This is a genomic window from candidate division KSB1 bacterium, assembly GCA_034506335.1.
Taxonomy (GTDB): Bacteria; Zhuqueibacterota; Zhuqueibacteria; order JANLFK01; family Oleimicrobiaceae; genus Oleimicrobium.
Genome location: JAPDPR010000049.1, coordinates 1 through 23,057 on the forward strand (window position 1 = coordinate 1; position 23,057 = coordinate 23,057).

At 58.1% G+C, this 23,057-nt stretch carries 22 protein-coding genes and 1 tRNA gene; 15 read left to right on the forward strand and 8 right to left on the reverse strand.

Annotated features, from left to right (window positions below; translation table 11 throughout):
- Positions 1-514: 514 nt before the first annotated feature.
- The 8 genes from ONB25_12545 to ONB25_12580 form a co-directional block, all read right to left on the reverse strand.
- Complete coding sequence (locus ONB25_12545) at positions 515-1,084, reverse strand: hypothetical protein (protein ID MDZ7393716.1); 570 nt, start codon at positions 1,082-1,084, stop codon at positions 515-517.
- 1,441 nt (positions 1,085-2,525) lie between these two features.
- A complete protein-coding gene (locus tag ONB25_12550; protein MDZ7393717.1) occupies positions 2,526-3,155 on the reverse strand; it encodes a hypothetical protein in 630 nt (209 codons plus the stop codon).
- Positions 3,156-3,331: 176 nt separating this feature from the next.
- Positions 3,332-3,529 carry a hypothetical protein gene (locus ONB25_12555; GenBank protein MDZ7393718.1) on the reverse strand — a complete coding sequence of 66 codons (198 nt, stop codon included), beginning with the start codon at positions 3,527-3,529 and terminating at the stop codon, positions 3,332-3,334.
- Between the two features lie 1,610 nt (positions 3,530-5,139).
- The gene (locus ONB25_12560) at positions 5,140-5,523 is read right to left on the reverse strand and encodes a DUF2846 domain-containing protein (protein ID MDZ7393719.1); all 384 of its coding nucleotides are present in this window, start codon (positions 5,521-5,523) and stop codon (positions 5,140-5,142) included.
- A gap of 704 nt (positions 5,524-6,227) precedes the next feature.
- Positions 6,228-6,749, reverse strand: a complete 522-nt coding sequence (locus tag ONB25_12565; GenBank protein MDZ7393720.1) for a hypothetical protein — start codon at positions 6,747-6,749, stop codon at positions 6,228-6,230.
- A gap of 531 nt (positions 6,750-7,280) precedes the next feature.
- A complete protein-coding gene (locus ONB25_12570) occupies positions 7,281-7,709 on the reverse strand; it encodes a hypothetical protein (GenBank protein ID MDZ7393721.1) in 429 nt (142 codons plus the stop codon).
- Between the two features lie 207 nt (positions 7,710-7,916).
- A complete protein-coding gene (locus ONB25_12575; protein ID MDZ7393722.1) occupies positions 7,917-8,327 on the reverse strand; it encodes a helix-turn-helix domain-containing protein in 411 nt (136 codons plus the stop codon).
- Positions 8,328-8,598: 271 nt separating this feature from the next.
- Positions 8,599-8,757, reverse strand: coding sequence for a hypothetical protein (locus tag ONB25_12580; GenBank protein ID MDZ7393723.1), 159 nt, complete (start codon positions 8,755-8,757; stop codon positions 8,599-8,601).
- 51 nt (positions 8,758-8,808) lie between these two features.
- On the opposite strand from ONB25_12580, the gene ONB25_12585 reads away from it, so the two are divergent.
- The 15 genes from ONB25_12585 to ONB25_12655 all read left to right on the forward strand — a co-directional run bounded on the left by ONB25_12585 (position 8,809) and on the right by ONB25_12655 (position 22,991).
- Complete coding sequence (locus tag ONB25_12585; GenBank protein ID MDZ7393724.1) at positions 8,809-9,162, forward strand: hypothetical protein; 354 nt, start codon at positions 8,809-8,811, stop codon at positions 9,160-9,162.
- A complete protein-coding gene (locus tag ONB25_12590; GenBank protein MDZ7393725.1) occupies positions 9,159-9,482 on the forward strand; it encodes a hypothetical protein in 324 nt (107 codons plus the stop codon). The genes ONB25_12585 and ONB25_12590 overlap by 4 nt, the downstream gene beginning before the upstream one ends.
- Before the next feature lie 371 nt (positions 9,483-9,853).
- On the forward strand, positions 9,854-10,426 hold the full coding sequence (locus tag ONB25_12595) for an RNA polymerase sigma factor (protein MDZ7393726.1): 573 nt from the start codon (positions 9,854-9,856) through the stop codon (positions 10,424-10,426).
- A complete protein-coding gene (locus ONB25_12600) occupies positions 10,427-10,918 on the forward strand; it encodes a zf-HC2 domain-containing protein (protein ID MDZ7393727.1) in 492 nt (163 codons plus the stop codon). It begins immediately after the preceding gene.
- Positions 10,919-10,957: 39 nt separating this feature from the next.
- Positions 10,958-11,908 carry a carboxypeptidase regulatory-like domain-containing protein gene (locus ONB25_12605; GenBank protein ID MDZ7393728.1) on the forward strand — a complete coding sequence of 317 codons (951 nt, stop codon included), beginning with the start codon at positions 10,958-10,960 and terminating at the stop codon, positions 11,906-11,908.
- A gap of 219 nt (positions 11,909-12,127) precedes the next feature.
- Complete coding sequence (locus ONB25_12610; GenBank protein ID MDZ7393729.1) at positions 12,128-13,243, forward strand: exonuclease SbcCD subunit D; 1,116 nt, start codon at positions 12,128-12,130, stop codon at positions 13,241-13,243.
- A 28-nt stretch (positions 13,244-13,271) separates the two neighbouring features.
- A complete protein-coding gene (priA, locus tag ONB25_12615; protein MDZ7393730.1) occupies positions 13,272-15,758 on the forward strand; it encodes a primosomal protein N' in 2,487 nt (828 codons plus the stop codon).
- 195 nt (positions 15,759-15,953) lie between these two features.
- Complete coding sequence (locus ONB25_12620) at positions 15,954-16,682, forward strand: metallophosphatase family protein (protein ID MDZ7393731.1); 729 nt, start codon at positions 15,954-15,956, stop codon at positions 16,680-16,682.
- 85 nt (positions 16,683-16,767) lie between these two features.
- On the forward strand, positions 16,768-17,277 hold the full coding sequence (locus ONB25_12625; GenBank protein MDZ7393732.1) for a roadblock/LC7 domain-containing protein: 510 nt from the start codon (positions 16,768-16,770) through the stop codon (positions 17,275-17,277).
- A gap of 8 nt (positions 17,278-17,285) precedes the next feature.
- Positions 17,286-17,903 (forward strand): ADP-ribosylation factor-like protein, encoded by a 618-nt coding sequence (locus ONB25_12630; GenBank protein MDZ7393733.1) that lies wholly within the window; start codon positions 17,286-17,288, stop codon positions 17,901-17,903.
- A gap of 19 nt (positions 17,904-17,922) precedes the next feature.
- Positions 17,923-18,366 (forward strand): hypothetical protein, encoded by a 444-nt coding sequence (locus ONB25_12635; GenBank protein MDZ7393734.1) that lies wholly within the window; start codon positions 17,923-17,925, stop codon positions 18,364-18,366.
- A gap of 56 nt (positions 18,367-18,422) precedes the next feature.
- Positions 18,423-20,186 (forward strand): MFS transporter, encoded by a 1,764-nt coding sequence (locus tag ONB25_12640; protein MDZ7393735.1) that lies wholly within the window; start codon positions 18,423-18,425, stop codon positions 20,184-20,186.
- A 170-nt stretch (positions 20,187-20,356) separates the two neighbouring features.
- Entirely contained in the window at positions 20,357-20,893 is a 537-nt protein-coding gene (locus tag ONB25_12645) for a hypothetical protein (GenBank protein MDZ7393736.1), read from the forward strand.
- A 511-nt stretch (positions 20,894-21,404) separates the two neighbouring features.
- Positions 21,405-22,763, forward strand: a complete 1,359-nt coding sequence (locus ONB25_12650; GenBank protein ID MDZ7393737.1) for a sigma-54 dependent transcriptional regulator — start codon at positions 21,405-21,407, stop codon at positions 22,761-22,763.
- Positions 22,764-22,904: 141 nt separating this feature from the next.
- Positions 22,905-22,991: transfer RNA gene (locus ONB25_12655), tRNA-Leu, on the forward strand.
- The last annotated feature ends 66 nt before the right edge of the window (positions 22,992-23,057 follow it).

The following is a 23,057-nucleotide window of genomic DNA, read 5'->3' on the forward strand; positions in this document are numbered from 1 at the left end:
GCGCAGCCATCCACCCCCAAAATCAGGGTCGCGGTGGGCCTCTGAGGCGGTCCCCCGTGAGCGAAAAGCTCTCCCGCGAAGCCTCTACCGTATACCTTAGCGCTCCATCGGTCTTCCACCACGGCACGACGGACCTCATGGCTCCACCTACAAGAGCGATTGTAGTCAAGCAAGCAAACCGAAAACCTTTTCGATCGAGGGGTGGCTAGAATGGCCTGCAGCGGCCTGAAAGGGCCGGATAAACTGACCGCCCACCCCTCGCCCTCTAAAGAACGTGAGACTAGTCTCTATATCCACCCACGGATACGCCGGCCACTCCGCCGATTGCTAAACCCGCCCTCGGCAGAGTCCTTTTGTGTCGGCGAGAAGCTGAGCTCCCTGGGAAATTACTTCCACCTCCCTCACCTTCGGTTATGGCTGAACGGGGTGGTGAATGCTTTCGCGTCGCCAGGACAAAGAAATAATAGTTCGGCTGGGCTAGAGTAGCTTATTCCCTGGTGCCACTTTTGCTCGTTTACCACCCCCAACCCACCAGGATGCCAAGACCAGGCCCGGCAAGAGGGTACTTTACCGTTCCTCCACATGTGAATTTCTGTCCAAGGAGATTGTCCGTGAGAGTGAAGCGGAGCATTGCAATGGGAGCGATATTAAAGCCGCCCCCCGTTGCCCTGTAGCCCACCTCGAGGCTCAACGCGAGCATACTCAAGTTATAAACGTCTGCCGATTCTGACCACACATCGCCCGAGGAATACGCCAAGCTCACTCCTACCCAGGACCCTCTTGGGGCGCGCCTCGAGAAATAGCGCCGGTACGTGACTCGCTCCTCAGAACCCGCAAATTCACGTCCCCCGATCTTACCCGGGGTGAATCCAGTTCTAGCCCAATACAGGGCCATCCCGGTTCGCTCAGTTAGCGCTCTCTCGAATTCGACATTTTCGATGCCAAAAGCTATCCCCACTGGATTAATTGCAATGACGTTCTTTTGTTGTTGGATCACGCGCTGACGTTCTTGCGCGTTCGATGGGCACATCGTGGCTCCTGTCCCCATTATCGCCACGGCGAGAAAAACGGGTATGACTCTCATGGAACCTGCCTCCTCGGAATCGTCTTTGATTTTTCCTGAGGCCCCGACTCGTTGGAATTACAAGAAGCCATTGGTTGAGCCTAGGAAGCGCGGCGTGCTCCAGTGGATCGGCGGACCCCGCTGACTCTTGAGCCCTCTACCACATGAAGGTGAGGATTTCATGGCCTCTTCACTAAACTACGTCGGAGCACACTTTACAGGGAGATTGCGCGTGTTAAAACAAAATCGCGGTACTTGACCTAGGATCCCACAAAGAGTCTTCTTTGGGGCCCCGAGGTCCTTTCGCTTTACGTCAGTTTCAGCCTATACACGCGGTGCCCTGGATCTACACGAATCCCTCCGCACTAATGAGCACCAGGGCCTCTTGCAGGGCCGGTTCGTACCTTACTCCTCAGGCTGTCCTCGGGGGCCACCTGAGTAGGTGTCCCCGAGTACAAACGTTCACGGATTCACCCGATGAGCATAGGACCATGTTTCTTCGGCATCCCTACCTTCCTAAGGCGTATGGCAGTTTTGTTTGATAGATGGATTCGTCGACGTGGGGGTACCTACGGCGCAAGACAGAGAAGCTCATATCCGCCCCCAGTAAGCAGCTGCGACCTCGCGTGAAACAACTCGTTTAACCTTGTTACCATGCCGCGACGGGTGCGTCTCTTTCTTGAGTTAATATACGCACCACGGAAAGAAATGTCAAAAGTTCCGAATTTGGAGAGCCGGCGTAAGAACGCTCGTCTCGCCTCCTCCGGCACAGACCGCGCAGGCGCCTTGGCGTCCGCCACTTTGCATTCAGCATTCTCCTGCCTCGCGCAGGCTCATTAGAGATGTACACAGTGCCTCTGCTGGACCGTCAGCGGCGCACGGCAGAGATCCCGTGGCAGAAGTTCACGAACGATAACTGCTGGGGTACGTAAGGAAGGGCGCCCTGGTTCGCGTTGCCCATGTGGTGAAGCAGTCCCAGGGGCTCGTGCGATGGGCGTGGCCCTTCGCCTCCCTTGCGGTAGGACACTCCTCAGGGAAGCCGCCCCAGGGACTTTCGTCCGGTCAGAGAGGTCACCACCCAGCATCGATACAGCACGACCATTGTGCGTCCATCGCAATCCGATTGTCGCGGACGTCTAGAGAATCTGGCGAAGCGGCGTCCACCCCGGAAGCGAGCCCCTGAGCGTAGGCACGGCCCGTTTCCCCCTTGAGACCGCCGGAGATACTCCGCCCTCCCAGCTCGGTGCCGACGATAGAATCGGGCCGTATCTGCTATGGTGTCGCTCTCACGCTTGGTACCAGGCGCCCACCCAGCCCCCTCCTCAGCCAAGGGTAACGTTCGTCACGTTCCCGTGGCAAGTCCGCGCAAGACGCCTCCATCACAGGTTCGTCTTACGATTTTGCACAGAAAGCTCGGATACAAGAATGTAAACTGACGTGGCACTCGTATCATCGGAGCTAACTAGTATATGAACGCAGTAATTCCGATCAGCAGATTAATCTTGTTAGCACTCGTTGATTCTCCCCCCGATCTCTCATTCTCAAGCTGATAAGTACATTCAAGACTAAGACCCACCGCATCAGAGAGCATGTGTAGAACACCAGCGGAGGCCGAAAGGATACTACCGGAGGCACTCGATTCCTCCATTGTTTCGGTCACTTTACCGCTCCAATCCCATTCCGTTATTGTATACTTGTACTTAGCACCCAGAAGGAGAAACGCCGCGCCCAAATAGGGGTAAGTGGAGCCCTTAATGCTGCTTGGTATCTCATTACCACCAATAACAAGCAGTACCTTTGGGCCTATCCCGAAGGCTGTCGAACTTTCCTTTCCCTGTGCGGCTCTGTTGAATAGCAGCTCCCCGCCGATTCCTATTCCAGGGCTTATGAAGCCGATTAGACCCGGGGTGGCCGTAATCATAGTAAGGCGATCACCATCGGATTCATAAACCTTCCCGCCCATACTACTCAGCAAGATATTTCCGAATAGAATCATGCTTCCCTTGTCCGTTGGGAAATCCTGACCCAATGAAACGCTGCCCGCAAGGAAAAGGGCATAAAAGGTCATCGCGCTAAAAACCTTGTTCTTCATGGTCACCTTCCTTGTCTACGGTACTTCCGACATGCGCCAAGCATTCTTGCCTATGCCTTGGCCTGAAACCCAGGAACCTTCCCCTCCGGTCGGTCCCAGCGTCGCAAAAGTCCGACAGAACCCAGCTAAATCGCCTTGGCTCTTGAGGGTGTCTTTATCAGACCTTAGCCGTATCGCTAGCCACTGATCTTTTTGCCTCGGAACGCAAGCCAGTCCGTCCAGTCATTCTGATCCGGCGGCGCCCGGTCCGTCGCGTTCTCCATGCCTCCGGAAAGCACGAAGACTATCAAGATGCAGCTCAACCGACGGGTGACCAAGGTCCACAGGTTGCCATTTGTAAGCCCGAGAAGACCGCTTTCGCTTGGCAGGATCACCGCGTACCCTGATGAGGCTGCATCTTGGTCGCAAACCTGTGAGCTGTGACGCCACATCGGCACACTCGCCTCTTCACGGGCTCGAGGGCTTCCCTTTGGTGGTTGCTCTCCGATTGAGCCCCCGCGCCACAACGAGCGAGGAACGGGGACACCTCCGGTGCGTGCCTTCCTCAGCTCAAACGAGAGGCACTCTCGGTGTATCTTCATGGTCTCCTTCTACCTTCAAGTTACGGCACGGCGTATCGAGAAACGGACCCCGCCCATCACAGTACCGAGTGAAACATAATCCTCGTCCTCCCGTCTTCGCAAGAGACAGCATCTCGGGGGAATGCCGAGCAAATGGTCCGCGACACCCATGTTCCCAATGTGCTCACGCTCCCGGTTGTTATCCAGCGTCCTGGCCAGAGCGAACCGAGCACAACGAGGACCTTCTTCCACGGAGAAGGTATGCCCTTGATACGCCGACCAAGTTGCTCGAGTGTGCGCCCGAAGGCCTTGGCCAAAAGGACCAAAAGCTCTTGCAAGAAGGAGAATTCCAACACATCAAAACTCCCCCGGTCGCTTACCGAAAAACTGCTCAACTTCAAAGAAGGCCACTTGCGTACCATCCTCTCAGCGTCTAGTAAACCGCAGCGCCTCCGCATTCTGCGCGGCGAGAAACACTCTGCCCGCTGTCGCCGACGGACTCGCGCAAATTCCTCGGGCCGAACGAGAAAGCCCCCCTTCTTGCCTAGCAATAGAGCTGGCAGCGTAATGGAGGCAATCGCGTGTGGGCCGCACTGGCCAGGATTAGGTTGCACCCAATGGTGGGAAAAGGCAACCGCCCCAAAATGAGCTCCACGCACAAAGTGCATCACCAAACTCTGCGGACGCTTGTGCCACTGCCTCCCACCCGACGTAAAGGCGAAAGAAAAACTCCTTATGGCCCTGAGGGCTGAACACCGCCTGCGAAGAAAAGCATCTCACGTCATATATTTGCGCGGCGATCTTAACCCTATAGACTCCCAAACACGTTGAGGTGCGACACCATAGAAGCCGACTCAGGTACGCTGCCAATTCCTCCATCAGCTGACGATTGCATAGACAAACAGTGCAGACACTGCGTTGTCGATCGGACAGCGGGCTGACAACGAGTCTCGGTTCGTGGGCGCCGGTCTTTTTCCGCCGCACGATCTAAGTGCCTGGTCCCCTGGACCGTTCCTCGCGTGGTCGCCATAGCACCACTGACTTCGCCATGAAATCTCCCCACCTGCGCGATGGTCACACGGCTCGGCCACCGCCTCATAGCCGGCCGCTAAGCTCCTATGCGAAAGGCGGTGCGCAGCTCGAGGTGACCTACCCTGGCCGCGCCCCTAAGGTTCCAGGCCAACATAGGCCTCGAACTCGTCGTCGAGATCCCCGCTGAGCACTCCCCACCAGTCGCCGTACCCGCTCATGCGAGGCCTCGCAAAACTCTCGATCTTCGCCACGATGTTCCGACGCCCGCGTCATGGATGCGCCATTAGGCATGGACCTTGATCACTCTTCATAAAGAATCTGTTCCTATGGCACCTTTGCGCCCCGTTCTTCGCCTTCTGCTTTCTAGAGCTATGCCGCAAGAGGACATGGTTTCATGGCCGCAGTGCCTCACCACAGGGCGAAAACGCTAGCGCTAACTTGCACTTCCTTAGCTTTTCATAACCCTCTTCATTGGTCAGAAGCTTCAACCCGGTTCGAGGGGCCAGAAAACCTGTCTTTACCTGTTGCTCCAAAAAGCATATCTGTCCTGCCTGCAAAGTGATTATGCAGTCGACTTCATCCTCGCCTTTGCTCGTAATTACATGCTTACCAGGATCAATCAGCATATACAGGTATTGCTTGCCGTACGTCATACCTACTAGGCTCCCGTCCAAGTAAACTTCCATGCATGACCCGTAGCCCCGTTGTGATGGTCTAATGATGTAGACAAGCGCTTTGCCCGCAGGCACATCCAAACGTTTTGCACTCTCGTCCATAGCGTCGGATGCTCTTGGCATCGATCCGACACAGGATACACAATGCGCAGATATTAGGCACACACTCAGGATCGAGACGAATTTCCTCATAACCATCGTTTCCTCCGCGAGCTAAATCAAAATAGGCAGGACTCTCACTCTCGGTCCGCATAGCACGACATCAATGCGCTTTGTTACCACCTCCCTGCCGGGCACCATGCGCCCCACAGGCTTGCGAGAACCTTGGAACCATGGTATCAAAAATTTCACACCTCGGCAGAAGGGCCAAAGCGTCCCCACCGATTCCCGTCCCTGAAGTAATCCACCGACCGGCACGCTTCTCCCGCTTTACTGAAATTCTGGTTCTAGCCGACAGAGGTGATCGGCGGGCGCAGCGCAACGAGCCGCCCGACCGAAGAGCTTACCCTGGATTTAATTTGATGCCTTGAGAGTCGACTCGGAACTCGCAAACCCTAGCCACTATGGAGCAAGTCACCTTTGCGGGCTGCGCCGCGCACCCTCAGACTTCGGTAGCGATCCTACCGTGAATCGTAGCATCCGAACATGTTGGGGAAACAAAATCGCATGCGGTCTCTCAGGGATGACACATGAGCAAATTACGCCGACACTATTCACGGTGTTGTCTACTCCTGTGGTTTGGTAAGAAACAGACGTGAGGGGCTTCAATTTGGTGGTTCCTTGCACCAAGAGCAGTAGCACAGGGTTCACTTGGCACTCGGACCAATTCGTCCCTTTATGTATATGATTTCCCAGTCGTGCGTCTTTGATCCAAAGCCTGCACCGATAATTGCTCCCACGGCTGTGAAACCAATCAGGAAGGCCGCTTCGACCTCCGGATTGACCTTGACATACGGTTCCCCTCTGTGAAATGAGTCGACATTGATGAGCCCGGACAGGAACCCCATCGCCGCGCCCACGGCCGCGAAACTACCGGCTTTACTCCCTTTACTCACTTTGATCATATAGATGCTGTTAAGAGGATAACAAACCTTCGGAGGTCGTTCACCTGCATAGGTAGGCGTTTTCGTAACGAACAGGGTATCGTCCCTAATCACAAGACTTTTTGCTTCAATAAGAGTGTTATCGCTGTCATCCAAATAAATCATCGCTTTCTTGTACCTATGCTCCCCCGGGAAGAGCACGGAATCTCCCGAGCACGTTTGCCGTGCGATAGCGGAAACGCTGGACGCGAGTAACAATACAAAGGGTCCTACTAAGCCTTTCATTCTGTCCCTCCTGTAAAACTCAGGTCGTGATGTTCATTGGGATGCCACAAAAGGTCGTTCGTCAGCCTTAAACTTAGGGTAGCGACTCTACAGGTACGCGGGGCAGCCCAGCCCTCGCAACTCTCGCGTGTCTTTGGTCTGTGCGGATGGGTATGGGCACTCGCCCACTCAGCCATCATTCGGCTCGTGTCTTAGATTAAGCTTGATTACGCCGCGCAGGAAGAATGTTGGTTTGCCAACTCCGCTTTGTCTCAATGCTCTGTAAGTGGCATGTGTCTTCGCGCTTGATGCATGGGGGTGGCGCTCTGCTGTGGGAAGGTTTATGACTAGCCAGAAAAAGTTGCGCTGTGTGGATATGACCTTTGGCAGTGGGGTGACTGGGGCACGACACGCAAGATTCACCGCTGCTGCGCGGGCAGCCGCGCAAATTGGTTTGAGCGAAGCTTCCCATGGTTTTCCCCCTCCAATCACCGACTTTCACTGCGAGGTATAATATAAGGCAGGATTGAGATAAAGTCAATAAGAAAAACGCTAATCACTGGTTGATAACCCCACATCATAGCCACCCGTTATGAAATTGTAGGCGTAGTGATCGAGAATGACAGGTGGCAGATTGAATACGTGGGGGCACGTATTGTCGCCACTATCCTTGAGTATCTCTACCGGTATCTGGCGTCCCCTATGTCTGGTCTTTCTTTTGAAATTGAAATAGAGCTCATAGGCATAGGACTTGCCCATGAACTCATTCACGTCCCTGTAGCCTTCTATGTCATAGAATTCGTCCTCTATCACCTTGTGAAAAGCCTCCACATCGCTCTGCCAGGTACAGGCCCTCGGAGGTATCCGGCAATGCCTCACCCCAAAGCCGTGAAGCACCACTTGAAACGCACTCTCTCCTTTCTTGTGCACAGCGCCAATAAATTCTAACCCATTGTCTGTCTGGATTGTCACCTTCTTCATGTCTACCCCATAATCCTTCAGTGAAGAGAGCAAATACCTTGCGAATATGGCCGCATTCGTTGACTCTTTTGTCCTCCCACACCCACCAGTGCGCACATCTCGGGCGGTAAACTGATAGCGTGGCAGATGAAGCCTCATCATCTCCGGCGAGTACTTCTCTATATCGCAAAGGTCCTTGACATCTATCCCGATAAGCTGGAACGATCTTCATTGCTTCTTCACCTCCCTCAAGTCCCTTTGTTTCTTCCACCTCCTCTTCTTCTTCCTCACAAGACCCGCCTGGGGAATTATTCTCGCTGTGGCCTTGCCGGAGATGGGAAGCTCATAATGCATCTTTAATCTCTCAGGCCCCCACGCCGGATGAGTCCTCCGTAACTCTATGACCCGATCCGTCATTGCCTTCGGGGTCTTGTGAGGACTACGCTGTCGGGCCCCGCTTCGATTAAAGTGGCCTAAGCCCTTGCTCCTTGTCCGCTTGAGCCATTTCCGCGCCGTCGTGCAGGTGGTGTGATACTGGCGAGCTGCTTCCGAGATTCCCTTCACTGTGGCAAGCCCAGCCATTCCCAATCGTAGGTTGAATATATTCTCCACGCCTCGCATCACATCGTAGTAGGTCATCTCTCCCTCCGTTTCTGCAGGGATTATACTACAACATTTTCAAAATCTCGACACTAATCAATCGTAACTCCCCAACGAATTCTTCCCTCACAAACCCCAACCCACTAGTCCCGTGTACACCATGTACCCTCCCTCTCGCAAAAGACACAAATCGGACTCGGAACACGCATGGTATCCCTCTCCGTATCCTGGTGATCTTTCGCGAAGAGGACTACTCTTTGCTCACGGGCTTGCTCCGATCCCGGGGAGGAAGCGATCCGTCGGGCGACCATTATGTGCCAACATTGCTCTTGAATGCCCCGCCCGGAAACTCTGCTCCAGGGACTACTACGATATGACCCGCCACATCAGAGGCCCATGGTTCTACCACCATCACATGGTGCTGTCCGCCAAAGAGCACGGCGTCAAACCTGCGGCACGCCACTTCCACACCACCCCCGCCACCGTTTGCACGTGGCTGCGGCGCTGGAAAGAGGGCTCCTTGGAAGATCTCCGAGAGCTCTCCAGAGCTCACCACAACGCCAAGGCCTCCGTCACCCAGGAGCAAAATGAACAGGTGCTGGCCCTGCCCTCTTTCGGCGCCCGCCGCATCAAAGAGCACTTCCAGCTCTTTATCAGCCACAAAGCCATACGGAGAATCTGGCGAGGAGCAGCCCTGCTCAAGAGCAAACGCACGAAGTATAAGACCACCCAGGACCCGGGTGCCGTCAAAGCCCAGTGGCGTCTGTTTGAGCAAACCTACACGGATGCCAAGGCGGTAATCGACGTCCCCGAGGACTGGCCGCACATCCGTGTCCTCGCTCTGGCCAAGGTTAACTCACCGCACGGGATGTGACCAGCGGCACCTCGTTTACCGCCTTTGCCGATGAACGAGCCTTGTGCTATGCCGCCTTCTTCGCGCACCCGGTCCTTGCGCGTCTGACTGCATGCCAGGTCCGGTTCCACGACTGTCGCCTGCACACCGGCAACGGCTCAGAATTCATCGGCGCGTGGAACGCCAGAGAGCAAAGCCTCTTTAGCACAACGGTGCATTCCTCTGCCGGCACCACCGACACCACCATCCCGGCGGGGCCTCATACCTGGCAGGCCGATGTGCAAACGGTCGATCGCCTCATCGAAGATGATTTCTGCGAAATCGAATGCTCTCCAAGCTGACAGGACTTTCTGGGCAACGACGCCGCGTATGCGCTCTGGTTCAACCTGGGGCGCACGAACTCTCACAAGCCACACCGGACTACTTGGGGAATCCTGAAAGAAAAAGACCCCCGCCTACCCTTTCTCCTGTCTTTCTGGAATAACTTTTCCCTACCGCCCTCCCCTCCAAAGGGCATCACCGTGTTGTATCCCTAACGCAAAGACTCCTTGTGCAATTCCCTTAAGTGGCGTCTGTTTCTCGTCGGCGTCCTTACAATGTCTCTTTCGCTTCCCATGTCCATGCGCTTTTAATTCAGCGTTTTCGCCACTGGCACGGTATTTTTTAGTAGAAAAGGAACGTAAGACCATCAGCGGCCCACAGCAGAGGTGTCGTGGCGGAAGCTGACGAACGACAACTACTGGCTCAGGCCCAAAAGGGCGACCTTGCTTGTTTTGCCCAGGTGGTGGAGCTGTACCAGGCTCGTGCGGTAGCAGTGGCCCTTCGCATTCTGGGCGACAGAACACTCGCCACAGAGGCCGCACATGAAGCTTTCGTGCGGTTGTATCGTTCGTTGCACCGAGTAGACACAGGCCGGCCTTTCTACACTTACCTCTATCGCATCGTGGTGAACGTGTGCCGCGACTTGGCCAAGCGGGACCGACGCCGAGCGGGAATCTGTTCATGGGACGATGAGACAGCCGACGATGCGGACAGTGAGGCCGATGTGGCCGGACAGACAGAGAGCGCCGAGTTCTTTGCCTTGGTGCGACTTCTGGCTGGCCGTCTAGGGGTGAAGCAACGGGCGGCGTTCGTGCTGCGCGACCTTGAGGGATTGGAAGTTAGCGAAGTAGCTCGGGTCCTTGGGTGTCGAGAGAGCACGGTGCGCAGTCACCTCACTTTGGCGCGCCGCACGTTGCGGGAGATCATCGAAAGGGAATTCCCGGAATTCCTGGAGGGCAGATAGATGAAGTGCAAACGGGCGCGAGCTCTGTTGGAACTCTATGCGGGCAACGACCTCTCTCCGCCTGTCCAGAAAAAAGTGATGGCCCATGTGCAGGTATGCGCTTCCTGTCAGGCAGAATACGGGCAGCTCCAGCGAGCCTTGAAGGCCGGGTACCGGACGCTGGCGCGAAGTGACCAGGTCGCAGCCGAACTCCACGTATGGCCTACGGTGCGGGCACGCGTGCTCCAGCAGAGAAGGCCTGCCCCGGAGATCAGGTTCCGACCGCGCGCTGTTCTTGTGGGGGCGGTACTCAGTGCACTCCTGCTGGTGGTCGTCCTTCTGGTGCTTGATCTCGCACAGTTCCCTCAAAAGGAGGTGGCACCCAGGAGCGCAGAACTCTCTTCGGCTATCGCCAGGCTCTCAGCCGTAGAACCCTTGGCCGAGGGCCAGGGTACCATGATCGTCTTCATGGTGGACGAGCCACCGATGACGGTAGTGTGGTTCGTAGACTGAAAGCAGCGCAAGAGAATCCGCATGAGGGGAGGAAAACCTATGAGCAAAGCGTATTTCGTCGCCTCTGTCCTGATTTTGCTTGCCCCACTGGCCTGGGGGCAACAGACCGGCAGATTGGAGGGCGTGGTAGTGGACGCGAGCAGTGGTAAGGGGATCGCACAAGCCACGTTGATCGCCTACCCGAGTGGCGAGGGTCGAACACCACTTGCCGCCGAAAGTGACGAGCGCGGTCAATTTGCGTTTGCAGAACTGCCGGCAGGCCTCTATGCCCTGAAAGTGACGGTGCCAGGATATCAGAGGTACGGGCGGGACGACGTTGTGGTCACGGCGGGCAGGTCCAAATCTCTCACCATCAAGCTAGAGCAGGCAAAGGAGCGGGCCCTGACCACCCGCAGCTTCGATATCAAGTACAAGGATCCGGAAGAACTCGCGGTCATGATTCGCCAATTCCTAAGCTCAGCTGGCGAGGCCGTTCCGAGCAATAAACTCCGCGCACTCACGGTCCGCGATTGGCCAGAAAGGTTGGACAAAGTGGCAGAGCTCTTGGCGCGCTACGATGTCCCGCCCAAACAAGTACGCGTGGATGTGCACTTGTTCCTTGCCGACGGCACCGAGCAAGGCGGTGGCGCCATACCGAGCGAGCTTTCGCCGGTGGTGGGCAAACTGCGGAACCTGTTCCGGTACGAGCATTTCTCCCTCTTGGGATCAGGAACGGCAATCGTCTACAGCGGCGAGATGTGCGCGCTGGACGTGGCGCTCGCGGAGCGATCCCATGCCTCCTGCCGCATCGCTCAGGTCGAGTACGTGCCGGAAGGGGCAGGAGTGGTCAGGCTGGAAAAGTTCGCCATGAGTGGCCAGTCGCCTGCTCCGGTGAACCTCATGACCAGTCTCAACGTTCCCCTGGGCGAGTTTGTGGTGGTGGGGAGAGCCAGCACCAAAGGTGCTCAACAGGCGGCAGTGGCGGTGGTCAAGGCCGAGTTGGTCAAATGACCGCATGGTGACCCGGGCGAGTTGTGAATCGTCCGCTTACCCCGTGCGCACGGATAGACACCAGGCCTGCGCACGGGGTACTTCATAGGGTGTAGCAGAGTGCTCTGCCGTTAGCCGCCCGGCGTCTGCCTTTTTGATCCCGCCCAACTTTTCCTTGCATCAGAGCAGAAAATTGCATAGAATTAGCTCCGGGCATTCTCGCACGCGATAGGGAGCGGTATGAGGATTCTGCACGTTTCCGACACCCACCTTGGCTATTCGGAGTACGGGAAAATTGACCCCCGCACGGGTCTGAACCAACGGGAACAAGATGTTTACGACGCGTGGCGGCAAGTAGTCGAGGCGGCCATTGCCTTGTCGCCGGAGGTGGTGGTGCACGCTGGCGATCTTTTCCACACTTCGCGCCCGACCAACCGCGCGATCAGGGTAGCATTGGAGGGAATTCAGCGGATCATCGGGGCGGGAATCGAGGTGGTCATGGTCTCCGGCAATCACTCCACCCCGCGCATAGCCGCTACAGGCTCCATTTTCGAGACTATCGCCCTCTTTCCTGGCGTGCACGCCGCCTACAGCGGTACCTACAAGCGTTTCACTGTGCGCGAGGTGGACTTTCACTGCATCCCGCATTGTGCATTGAGCGAGGAGTTGGAGGCTGCCTTCGCCGCCATTACCGTGCGCCCGGAGGCACGGCACAACGTACTGGTGGTGCATGGCGCGTGGGTCGGAGGGCAGAGTTACTCCATGGGCGAGTTCAACGAGCAGCGCATTCCCGACGTCGAAGCAGTGCGCGGCCTTTCCTTTGATTACATCGCCCTCGGGCATTACCACCGGAGAATCAGTCCCAAGCCGCATGCGTGCTACGCCGGCGCCACCGAGCGTACTAGCCTCAACGAGTGGAGCAACGAGCCTGGCGTCTTGTTGGTGGATCTGGAAACCGGGGAGCGCCAGGTCGTGCCAATTGTTACTCGCCCAATGCGAAAGCTGCCCCCGCTGGACTGTCGGGAGTTGGACGTGGGGCAGATCTACGAGCGCTTGGCGGCACTGAGTAAGGGCGTGCCAGAGGGGGCGATTGTTGGTCTCACGCTGGAGCACCTGCGGCACGACACACTCCTCCAGCTGGACGTCCGCCAGATCGATGGGCTGTTTCCCCAGGCGTTTCACATGGAGCGTCAATTCTTGCAGGAGAGCGAAGAGGAGGGTAAGCTCGGGGAGCTAATGGCCATCGAGGCCCTGCCGGTGGAGTTCGACAGGTACATCGAAGGCATCGACGCCGCGGATGTTGACAAAGAACGTCTCCGGCAAATGGGACAGCGATATCTGGCCTCGGCGTTTTGACCCTCCACACACCTGAGGGCGACACCATATGGCAGCGGCGTACGCCAATCTCGTGTTCCCAATCCCTATTGACCACGCCTTTACCTATCGTGTCCCGGAGGAGCTGCGCGAGAGTCTGAGAGTCGGCATGCGGGCTTTAGCGCCTTTCGGCCGGCGGCGGATGACCGGGTTTGTGGTGCAGCTGCTGGAGCACACCGACCTGACAGAGGTCAAGGAGATAGCCGACATCCTGGACACGGAGCCGCTGTTTTCCGAGGAGATGATGCGCCTCTGTCGCTGGATAGCGGATTACTACATCTGTCCGCTGGGGGAGGTGCTGAGAGCCGCCTTGCCTGCGGGCATTCATCAGGAGTCGCAGCGAGTGGTGACGTTGCAAGGGTCGGTAGATCCGGCGGTGTTAACGCAGCTGGAGCGGCGTGCGCCGCGGCAGGCCCTCGTTCTGCGCGCTCTGATGGCAAAGAGCCCGCTCACGACCGCCCAGCTGGAGAGGAAGGCGGGCGTGCGGGGCGTGGCCTGTAGTCTGGCGCAGCTACAGGCGCAAGGGCTCGTGCGTGTGGAGGAGGTTTTGCCGAAGGCAGCTGTGGGCGTGCGAACGGAGCGTTGGGTGGCACTTGCGGAGGGACGGTCGCCAGAGGAGTGGGAGGGGTTGATTGGGGAAGTTGCCACGCGCGCGCCGCGGCAGGCCGAATGCCTGCGGGTGCTTCTCGCCAGCGAGGGGCACCAGACCAGCTTGGGCGATCTTGTGCGTGCCGCCCGCACAACGAGCCAATCGCTGAGCGCACTGTGCAAAGCGGGGTTGGTGAAGGTGGTGCGCAGAGAGGTGTCGCGGGACTACTACGACCGTGTGCCGATCCCTGAGGCGAAGCAGGTGCAGCTCACTCAGGAGCAACAGCAAGCACTTGCAGCTATCAAGCAGGGTCTGGCTGCGGGGAGCTTCACCGCGCTCCTGCTCCACGGGGTAACTGGAAGCGGCAAGACCCAAGTGTACATTGAGGCCATCCGTGAGGTGTTGGCCATGGGCAAGAGCGCCGTTGTGCTTGTGCCTGAGATAGCACTCACCCCTCAGATAGTCGCGCGTTTCCGAGCCCACTTCCGTGAGCAGGTGACGGTGTTGCACAGCCGCCTTTCGGCTGGTGAGAGGTTCGATGCCTGGCGCCGCATCCGCCAGGGGGCGCATCGCATTGTCATCGGTCCGCGCTCGGCGGTCTTTGCGCCCGTGCAGAATCTGGGCCTGGTGGTGGTCGATGAGGAGCAGGAATCCACGTTCAAGCAGATGGACACCGATCCCCGTTACCATGCGCGAGACGTGGCCGTCATGCGGGCGAAGTTGAACCAGGCGGTCGTAGTCCTAGGCAGTGCCACACCTTCGTTTGAGACCTTCTTCAACGCCCAGGCGGGCAAGTACGGCATGGTGACGCTCACCCATCGCATCGACCATGTCCCCATGCCGGAGGTGACCATCGTGGACATGACCGCGGAGCGGCGGGAAACCGGCTCGCGTCAGCCGGTGGTGTTCTCTCGCCTCCTCCAGCAGAAGATCGCGGAGAAGCTGTCGCTTGGCGAGCAGGTGATCCTGTTGCAGAACAGACGCGGGTATGCCACCTTCATCAAATGCAGGGATTGCGGCCATGTGGAACAGTGCCGGAATTGCAATGTGACGCTCACCTTTCACTTGCACGACCACACCTTGAGGTGCCACTACTGCTCCTTTACGCGTCGGGCGCCTACCGTCTGCCCAAACTGCGGGGGCAATGACATCTTGTTCAAGGGGACTGGGACGCAGAAGGTGGAGGAGGCTCTGGCGCACCTTTTTCCGCAGGCCCGTGTAGTGCGTATGGATCTCGATACCACTAGGGGGCGCCGCGCTCACGACCGCATCTTGGAGAGCTTTGAGCGTGGGGAGTTCGACATCCTGCTCGGCACGCAGATGGTGGCCAAGGGGCTGGATTTTCAACGCGTGACGCTGGTGGGGGTAATCTCCGCGGACACCGGGCTCTTCTTTCCCGACTTTCGCGCGGCCGAACAGACCTTCCAACTTCTGACCCAAGTGGCGGGAAGAGCAGGCCGGGTGGACAAGCGCGGCGAGGTGGTCATTCAGTCCTATTCCCCTGACCACTACTGCCTCCGATTTGCACAGCAGCACGACTTTGTCGGCTTTTACGCCCAGGAGATTGGTGACCGCCGACACTTGGACTACCCGCCCTTTGGGCGCTTGGCAGTGGTCTGTTTCAAAAGCCTCAGAGAGGAAAAGGCGGCACGGGCAGCTAAAGACTTTGTGTCGCTGTTGCCCAAGGAGGGCATGCCGTTCCGCTGTTTCGGTCCCCTGCCTGCCCCGTTGGTGCGGCTGCAGCGGCACTATCGCTGGCAGGTGGTGCTCAAGGAAGCCAAGAGCAAAGACCCCGGCGGTCGGACCATGAATGCCGTTCTTCGCCAGGCGTTAGAGCGATACCATAGGGGGCACCGCGACCAGAGTGTGAGTGTCTCAGTCGACGTGGACCCGGTGTGGATGATGTGAGCACCACTAACCAAAGAAAGGTTCCCAGGTTGGGCCGGGAGGTGCATCCCTCACGGTGTGGGGCCGTAGGGCGCTGGAACCGCTCCAATGCCGAGTGCATCTCGGGCGAGATTCTTGAAATAGTGCTTGCTTTCTCAGCTGTGCGGTCGTATATTACAGCCCACAGTCGAAACGGCAAATTCCCGGATTCCATCGATGCGAGTGGCCATCATCTCGGATGTTCATAGCAACCTTGAGGCGCTCACCGCGGTGCTGCAGACCATTGATGACCTGCAGGTGGAGGATGTCATCTGTTTGGGTGACATTGTGGGGTATGGGCCCAACCCCAACGAGTGCATTGAGCTTGTGCGAGGCAAGGCCTCGGTCATCATTGCGGGCAACCACGACTTTGCCAGTGTGGGTCTCACGGATACCAGCTACTTCAACACTATGGCCCGTGTGGCCGCGGAGTGGACTGGCCGGATGTTGACCGAGGAGCATCGCCAGTTTCTTTGTGGGCTGCAGTACATCTACCGTAGGGGAAACCTCTTCTTTGTCCACGCAACGCCGGAGGCGCCGGAGCAATGGTACTATCTGGAGACGGTGGGGGATGCCTACCGGAACTTTGAGGCGTTCAGCGAAAAGATCTGCTTCGTAGGACACTCACACGTGCCAGTAGTCCTGAGTCTTCAGGCACCTGGGGAGATTCACGTCGAGACTGAGCCCCACATCGCGTTGGATACAGAGCTGCGCTACATGATCAATGTGGGGAGCGTGGGTCAGCCGCGCGATGGCAACCCTGACGCCTGTTTTGGGGTGTTGGACACGGGTAGCTGGTCTTTCGAGTTGGTACGTGTGACTTACGCATTTGAAACCACGCAGGAGAAGATTCTCGCAGCGGGGCTTCCGTCTTATCTTGCGGACCGGCTTGCGCTGGGACAGTAACGGATTGTCGTTGGGCAGCGAGCCAGGCAGACAATGATGTTGGTTGGCCGGAGGAGAGAGAATCGCCCTAACGGGGAGAGCTGGTATGGGTCTTGCACCTAACGCTGGCAGTAAGAGGCTCGTCTTGTCGGAATCAAACTACGCTGAGATCCGCGCCATTGTCACCGAGCTGGTGGTTAAGACCAAGGCGCGCGCCATCGTGTTTGCGGACATGAACGGTCACCCCATCTGCCAGGGAGGTGCCACTGGGGAATTAGATCTGGCCTCGCTGACTGCGTTGGCGGCCGGGGAATTTTCCGCCACCGCCGAGATCGCCCGCTTAATCGGTGAGCCCGGTAAGTTCCGGCTGCTCTTTCATGAGGGGAGCAGAGCTAATGTGTACATCTCCAGCGTAGCGGGGACTTACCTTTTGCTCATCATTTTCGACCCGTCGGTGGCACTGGGCATCGTGCGCATCTTTGCGCACAGGGCGGTCACCTTGCTCAACAAACTCCTTGAGGAGGCGCGGCGGGCCGAGGAGGAGGCCGCCCGCTTCCTGGACATGGAATTCGGCGAACTGCTCAAGCGCGAGCTGGAACGATCATTCCGCGGCTGACCACTGCCATGTTCATTAACGCCGCACGACAGGAAATCATTTTCAAGATCGTTTATTACGGGCCTGGCCTGGGTGGCAAGACGGCCAACCTCCTCTACATCTATGAGCACATCGATCCCAGGTTAAGAGGAGAGCTCATCTCGCTGCGCACGCGCGAGCAACGGACGCTCTTTTTCGATTTTCTCCGACTGGAAGTGGGACGCATAAAGCAGCTCCGCCCCCGGTTCAACGTCTACACTACCCCAGGGCAGGTGTATTATCATGCCAGTCGCAAAATCGTGCTGGAGGGAGTGGATGGCATCGTCTTTGTGGCGGACTCGCAAAGAGAGCGTCTGAACGAGAACCTTGCGTCGATGGCCGAGCTGGAGGAGTATCTCATCGACAGAGGGAGCACCTTGGAGGAGTTTCCCTGGGTGATCCAGTACAACAAGCGTGACCTGCCGGATGTCCTGCCTGTGTCGATGTTGCAGGAGACGCTGAATTTCTGTCGCGTCCCGTACTTTGAGGCTGTTGCCGTTCAGGGAGTTGGGGTGTTCGAGTCGTTGCGGGCCTGCATTAATCGCGTAGTGGCGTACGTGCAGGCCGGGGAAAGAAGGAGCGTGACACACGCCGCAAACCAGCCGTAGGAAAAGGTGAGCCGGGCTGATGCTCCATTTGCAGTTTGACAAAGCTGCCACGCAGAAGAAGGGCCCCCAACCCTTTGCGGAGGTTGGTCCTCCTCCGCAGGAGGTGATCGAGGAGGCCATGTTGCAGCTCATTCGCCTGGGTCATTTCGAAGCGGCCTATCTTTTCACTGCTGACGGTTTGCCCTTGGCGCGGGCGACCGGCGAGACCGGTGTGTCGGAGGACTTTTTGGCAGAAACGGGCCTGCTGCTGCAACAGGTGCAGCACACCGCCACTGAGCTCGGTGGGTTGACAGGGCTGGCCGAGGTGCTTTTGGAGGACCAACAGGGCCGGAAGGTGGTGGTCCGGTTCATCGAGGCCTTTAGGCAGCCGGCCATACTCGCGGTCGTGGTGCCCCCCAACAAGAGCTTCCGTGGCCTCACCAACCGTCTCGTGCGCCTCATCGCCTCCAGCACAGGCTCATAGCCTGGAGAACCAACCCGCCTACGACCGTCACTATTCCCAAGAACTCGGAGCAAGGCATGCGCTGTACGCCCACCCGCGCCGTAGCCTCGTGGATTACCTACGACTTTGCCAACACCATCTACTCAATGAACGTGGTCACCATGTACTTCCCGCTGTGGATGACGGTAAATTTGGGCGTGGAGGACATGTGGGTCAGCATCGGCAACTCTGTCTCCATGGCGCTGGTGGGGCTGAGCATGCCGGTGCTCGGTGTGGTGTCGGATCGCTATCGTGCCCGCATGCCCTACCTAACGGCTCTCACCCTGCTCTGCGTCATTGCTACCGCCCTTATCGGCCTGGTAGGTAATCTCGGCCTGGGTGTGCTCCTCACGGCCACGGGCGCACTGCTCTGTTATGTGCTGGCCAACTTTGCCTATCAGGGGGCATTGGTGTTTTACAATGCGCTCTTGCCGGAGGTGAGCACGCCGGCCACCATGGGCAAGATTTCTGGCTACGGTGTGGCAGTGGGCTATTTGGGGAGCTTCTTTGGGTTGCTCATGGTCATGCCCTTCGTCACGGGCGGCATCGATTTCCTCGGGGTGGAGGTACCCTTCTTTCGGGGAAAAGAAGTGGAAGTGGCGCGCCTTGAGCCATCTGCCTGCAGCTACTTTGACCTTCAGGTGGACCGCGATAGCCATTATGCGTACAGGCTGGCCGCACTGGACAGCGGGGGTCATGCGTGGCAGCCGGAGTGGAAGATTGCCACGCGCGATACCTCTCTCTCTGGCTCAGGGCCCACGCGACGAGCGGTCGTCGTGCACTGGCGAGCCCCACGGGATGCCAGGATCGCCGGCTTGCTCCTATTCCGCAGGCCCCGAGGTTGGGGTCACGTAGGGAGTTTTGTTCCCACCGCTTTCCTTTTCCTGCTCACTGCTCTGCCCACCTTCGTTTTCGTGCGCGACCGCAACCCTGTGGCAGGAAGGAAGTGGACTCTTGCGCGTGCATCGCTTAGTGCCGCACTGCCCGCGGTTGCCTATTTGCCGTTCTTGGCGTTGATGCCCTGTGCTGTCCTGGGGTCCGTCGCGTGGAGGCTTGCATGCCGAAAGGAGCGTGCCGGGGTTGGCAACCGGGTGCGTGCTTATCATCGGTTCGTGGTGCAGAAGCTCTTGTCGCCTCTGTTCCCAGGCGTGGCACAGTTTGACCAAGCAGCCAGGCAGATTGTACAGGGGCTCACGCGCTCAAGGCAGGCACCGGGAGTGCTGCGCTTCCTTGCGGCAAAGTTCTTTTACGAGGAAGCAGTTGAAACCATCATCATCTTCATGGCGGTCTACGCAGTGAAGGTCGTGGGGTTCGCCACCGAGGTGGTGGTGCCGTTCTTCCTGGTAGCCACTACTGCAGCGGCCATTGGGTCATTCCTCTTCGGTCTGCTCACAGACCGGGTGGGACCCAAGGCGGCCCTGACCTGGGTGCTCAATGGATGGATTCTATGCCTGGGGCTGGTGGTCCTGTTCAACAGCCAGCCGGTCTTTTGGGTCTTAGCCTGCTTCATCGGCATGTTCTTGGGCGGAACCTGGACTGCGGCGCGCCCACTCTTGGTGACCTTGGTGCCGGCGGAGCGGCTGGGCGAGTTCTTTGGTCTGTACTCGCTGTCGGGCAAAGCGGCGGCGATCACCGGACCCCTGCTCTGGGGCGCAGTGGTGTACGTGCTCGGCGGATATGGAGACGTAGTCAGGTATAAGGCAGCGGTCTTCACCTTGGCCGGGTTGATGGTGGTTGGGCGCGTGCTTTTGCATGGGGTGCCAGACCGATGGGCAAATAAAGCCTCTCTGTCTCAGGGCTGAACAGCGTTTCCGTCCTGGGCACTGACGAGCAGGCGTTACAAAGCAGCGCCCCTCTCTTTCGCACGAAAAATCCAGTGCTTACCTCCATCCACCTTCCGCGCAAAAACTGGCATGAAGGTTGTAGCCTACTCAGGCAGGAAAGATGACGAGGTAGACACTGGAGGAGAAATATGGTTCTGCGACTGCTGCTGACAGGTCTGGTTCTGGCCTGTGTGGCGTCTGGCGTGTGGGGCAAAGGTGGCGAGGCAGCATTGTGGGAATCAACGCGAGCTACCGGAGATGTTCAGTTGCGGACGGTGGTGCTTCGCAGCGACGGGAATCAAGCCAGCGCCATGAGCATCATGGTGGTGCACAGCGAGCGCTTTGCAGCCATTGCGCGGGAAGCTATGGGCACTGAGGTCACCCCGCTTATCCTCTCGGTGTCGGCCTTGGCCCCCCAGGGAGTGTATTTTGATCCAGACCGGATTCGGGTTGCCCAGGATGGGCGGCAATGGAAGCCGGTCGTGGTGGGCGAGGAGCGCGATGTGTTCTCCCTTGACGGACAGCATGCGGTTGGTGGGCTCCTCGCTGGCAACGAAGTGCGGCGGGTTGTTCTCCTGCTGCCTGAATGGATAGATGTCACGCGGCCAATGGTTTTCATCTATGGTTCCTCGGCACGGACGTTGCGTTTCCCTTCGAAGGAGAGCAGCATAGCGACGAGGCAGTGAGGACAAATCGCGGCCGAATGGCTTGCGTGCGCGGAGATGCGCCGGGGGCGTGTCTCAAAGGGAGACACTGTCTTGTTGTGAAACATCGTGCCGTGACGGTGGTGAGCGCGGCGGACCCCATGAGGGTGCGCCGCGCTTGTGTTTTTGTTATGTGTTGCGAAGGGAACAGCCGCATTTTTTTCCCACGATTGACCCTTGGTTTTTTCAGAATTTGCTTGACATTTGCCCGCAAAATGTGTATATATTTCAGTCGATTTGTGGCACCGGCAAAGCGCTGGTTACGGGACCGAACATTGGCGTCAAGACGGTTGGGCGCCCTCTGGTATGATGATTGCGCGTATCCTTGGTTGCCGTGAACGGAGTTTTACCGCCGCACTGTCCCACGCGGCGGTCTGGCCAGAATTCGCAGTCTGTGCAACTGCTGCAGCCTGCAGAGTCCAGGGCTGAAACCGGCGTCGCGCCCAGGATTCGGGAGCTGTGGAGCGAGTGCGTGGATTCGGAGGAAGGAAAGATGGAGCGCGAGAAGAGGGTCCTGTTTGTGGATGAGGATGTGAACCTGGTGGCGCTGGTGGAGGCCTCCTTGGCGCGGAAAGGCATGGCGATCTTCGCCGTCAGGACCCTGGACGAGGCGCGCGAGACGCTGGCGCGCGGGGAGCGGTACGATTTTGTGCTGCTCTCAATGAAAACGCCCCCGGTGGAGGAAATCAGGCTGCTGCGCAAGATCCGGGCTGAGCAACCCGAGTGCGCGGTGGTGGTAATGGTGGGGTATGGTGCCATCAACGAGGCCATCGTGGCGCTGAAGAACGGGGCTGTGGACTATCTGCTCAAGCCGGCGCGCCCGTCGCAGGTGCTGTTTGCCCTGGAGCGCACCGCCGAGCGGGTGGCCCGCCGGGGTCTGAGCGACGCCTTGCTCCTGGGGCACTGTCGCGAATGTCGCTTCAGCGGGGTGGTGGCCGTCTCTCGCCGGATGCGCAACGTCTGTCACCAGGTGGGCACAGTGGCCAACTCCAACGCGCCCATCTTACTCACCGGCGAACCCGGCACAGGCAAGGAAATCTTTAGTCGCACCATCCACTGCCTTAGCCCACGCAGGCTCAATCCGTACCTGAAACTGAGTTGCGGCACACTGAGTGCCGCCGAACTGGAAGCCCAGCTCTTCGGCAGCGGTGATGAGCTGACCGACTTGCGTCGGCCCGCGGTGCAGGGAAGCCCACTCATCACCGGTGGTACGGTGTACTTGGACGAAGTGGCGGCAATGCCGGTGGCCATCCAGGCCAGGCTTGTGCAGGCGCTGCAGGAGCGCGAGATTCAAGGGCCCGATGGCGTCACCACCTACGGGCTCGACGTTCGTTTGGTATCCTCCACGCGCGAGAACCTTGCCGAGCTAGTGGACCAGGGGAAGTTTCGCGAGGATCTCTATTACAAGCTCAACGTGGTCTCCATCACCATCCCGCCGTTGCGCCGCCATCCTGACGACATCATGCCCTTGGCCGAGTACTTCCTGGACTACTACTGCGACGCTACGGGCAAGAGGATTCGCGGCTTTTCCGCGGCTGTAGAGGAGATCTTGACACATTACGACTGGCCGGGCAATGTGCGCGAGCTGCGCAACGCGGTGGAGCGGGCCGTCATGAGGTCCCGCGGCGACAAGGTGGAGGTGGGGGACCTTCCTGAGGAGATACTCCCGCCTGCCGACCCCAAGGTCGTTCATCTCCGATTGGAGGATCGGCGTTTGGAGGCGGCTGAGGAGGCGCTCATTGAGCAAGTGCTCACCGAGACCAAGGGGAACATCAGCAAGACCGCCGACATCCTTGGCGTGAGCCGCGGCACCCTCTACAACAAGATGGAAAAGTACAAGCTGCGCAAGTAGTCATCTTTGCACCGGTTCGGGAAGGGGCTCAGAGCGCTGAGCCCCTTTCTGTTTTCGCCGCGGTCCGGGGCAAGCCAAAGGCCGTGCCGGACAAAACGGTTGACAATCCAGGCAAAAATATGTATATTAGCCAGCGGCTACGCGAGAGTGGCGGAGTTTGGTAGACGCGCTAGACTTAGGATCTAGTGCCTTTACGGCGTGGGGGTTCGAGTCCCCCCTCTCGCACCAAGGACACGCCGTTCTTCTCCAGAGAAAAGGGTGGAGGTGGCAGGCAGAAGAAGAAGCACCGTGCGC

Excerpts from the sequence above, each read along its gene's own strand:
- ONB25_12545 (MDZ7393716.1), bottom strand. The coding sequence starts at position 1,084 with ATGAGAGTCATACCCGTTTTTCTCGCCGTGGCGATAATGGGGACAGGA.
- ONB25_12550 (MDZ7393717.1), bottom strand. The coding sequence starts at position 3,155 with ATGAAGAACAAGGTTTTTAGCGCGATGACCTTTTATGCCCTTTTCCTT.
- ONB25_12560 (MDZ7393719.1), bottom strand. The coding sequence starts at position 5,523 with ATGGACGAGAGTGCAAAACGTTTGGATGTGCCTGCGGGCAAAGCGCTT.
- ONB25_12565 (MDZ7393720.1), bottom strand. The coding sequence starts at position 6,749 with ATGAAAGGCTTAGTAGGACCCTTTGTATTGTTACTCGCGTCCAGCGTT.
- ONB25_12570 (MDZ7393721.1), bottom strand. The coding sequence starts at position 7,709 with ATGAAGAAGGTGACAATCCAGACAGACAATGGGTTAGAATTTATTGGC.
- ONB25_12575 (MDZ7393722.1), bottom strand. The coding sequence starts at position 8,327 with ATGACCTACTACGATGTGATGCGAGGCGTGGAGAATATATTCAACCTA.
- ONB25_12600 (MDZ7393727.1), top strand. The coding sequence starts at position 10,427 with ATGAAGTGCAAACGGGCGCGAGCTCTGTTGGAACTCTATGCGGGCAAC.
- ONB25_12605 (MDZ7393728.1), top strand. The coding sequence starts at position 10,958 with ATGAGCAAAGCGTATTTCGTCGCCTCTGTCCTGATTTTGCTTGCCCCA.
- ONB25_12610 (MDZ7393729.1), top strand. The coding sequence starts at position 12,128 with ATGAGGATTCTGCACGTTTCCGACACCCACCTTGGCTATTCGGAGTAC.
- priA (MDZ7393730.1), top strand. The coding sequence starts at position 13,272 with ATGGCAGCGGCGTACGCCAATCTCGTGTTCCCAATCCCTATTGACCAC.
- ONB25_12620 (MDZ7393731.1), top strand. The coding sequence starts at position 15,954 with ATGCGAGTGGCCATCATCTCGGATGTTCATAGCAACCTTGAGGCGCTC.
- ONB25_12625 (MDZ7393732.1), top strand. The coding sequence starts at position 16,768 with ATGGGTCTTGCACCTAACGCTGGCAGTAAGAGGCTCGTCTTGTCGGAA.
- ONB25_12630 (MDZ7393733.1), top strand. The coding sequence starts at position 17,286 with ATGTTCATTAACGCCGCACGACAGGAAATCATTTTCAAGATCGTTTAT.
- ONB25_12635 (MDZ7393734.1), top strand. The coding sequence starts at position 17,923 with ATGCTCCATTTGCAGTTTGACAAAGCTGCCACGCAGAAGAAGGGCCCC.
- ONB25_12640 (MDZ7393735.1), top strand. The coding sequence starts at position 18,423 with ATGCGCTGTACGCCCACCCGCGCCGTAGCCTCGTGGATTACCTACGAC.
- ONB25_12645 (MDZ7393736.1), top strand. The coding sequence starts at position 20,357 with ATGGTTCTGCGACTGCTGCTGACAGGTCTGGTTCTGGCCTGTGTGGCG.
- ONB25_12650 (MDZ7393737.1), top strand. The coding sequence starts at position 21,405 with ATGGAGCGCGAGAAGAGGGTCCTGTTTGTGGATGAGGATGTGAACCTG.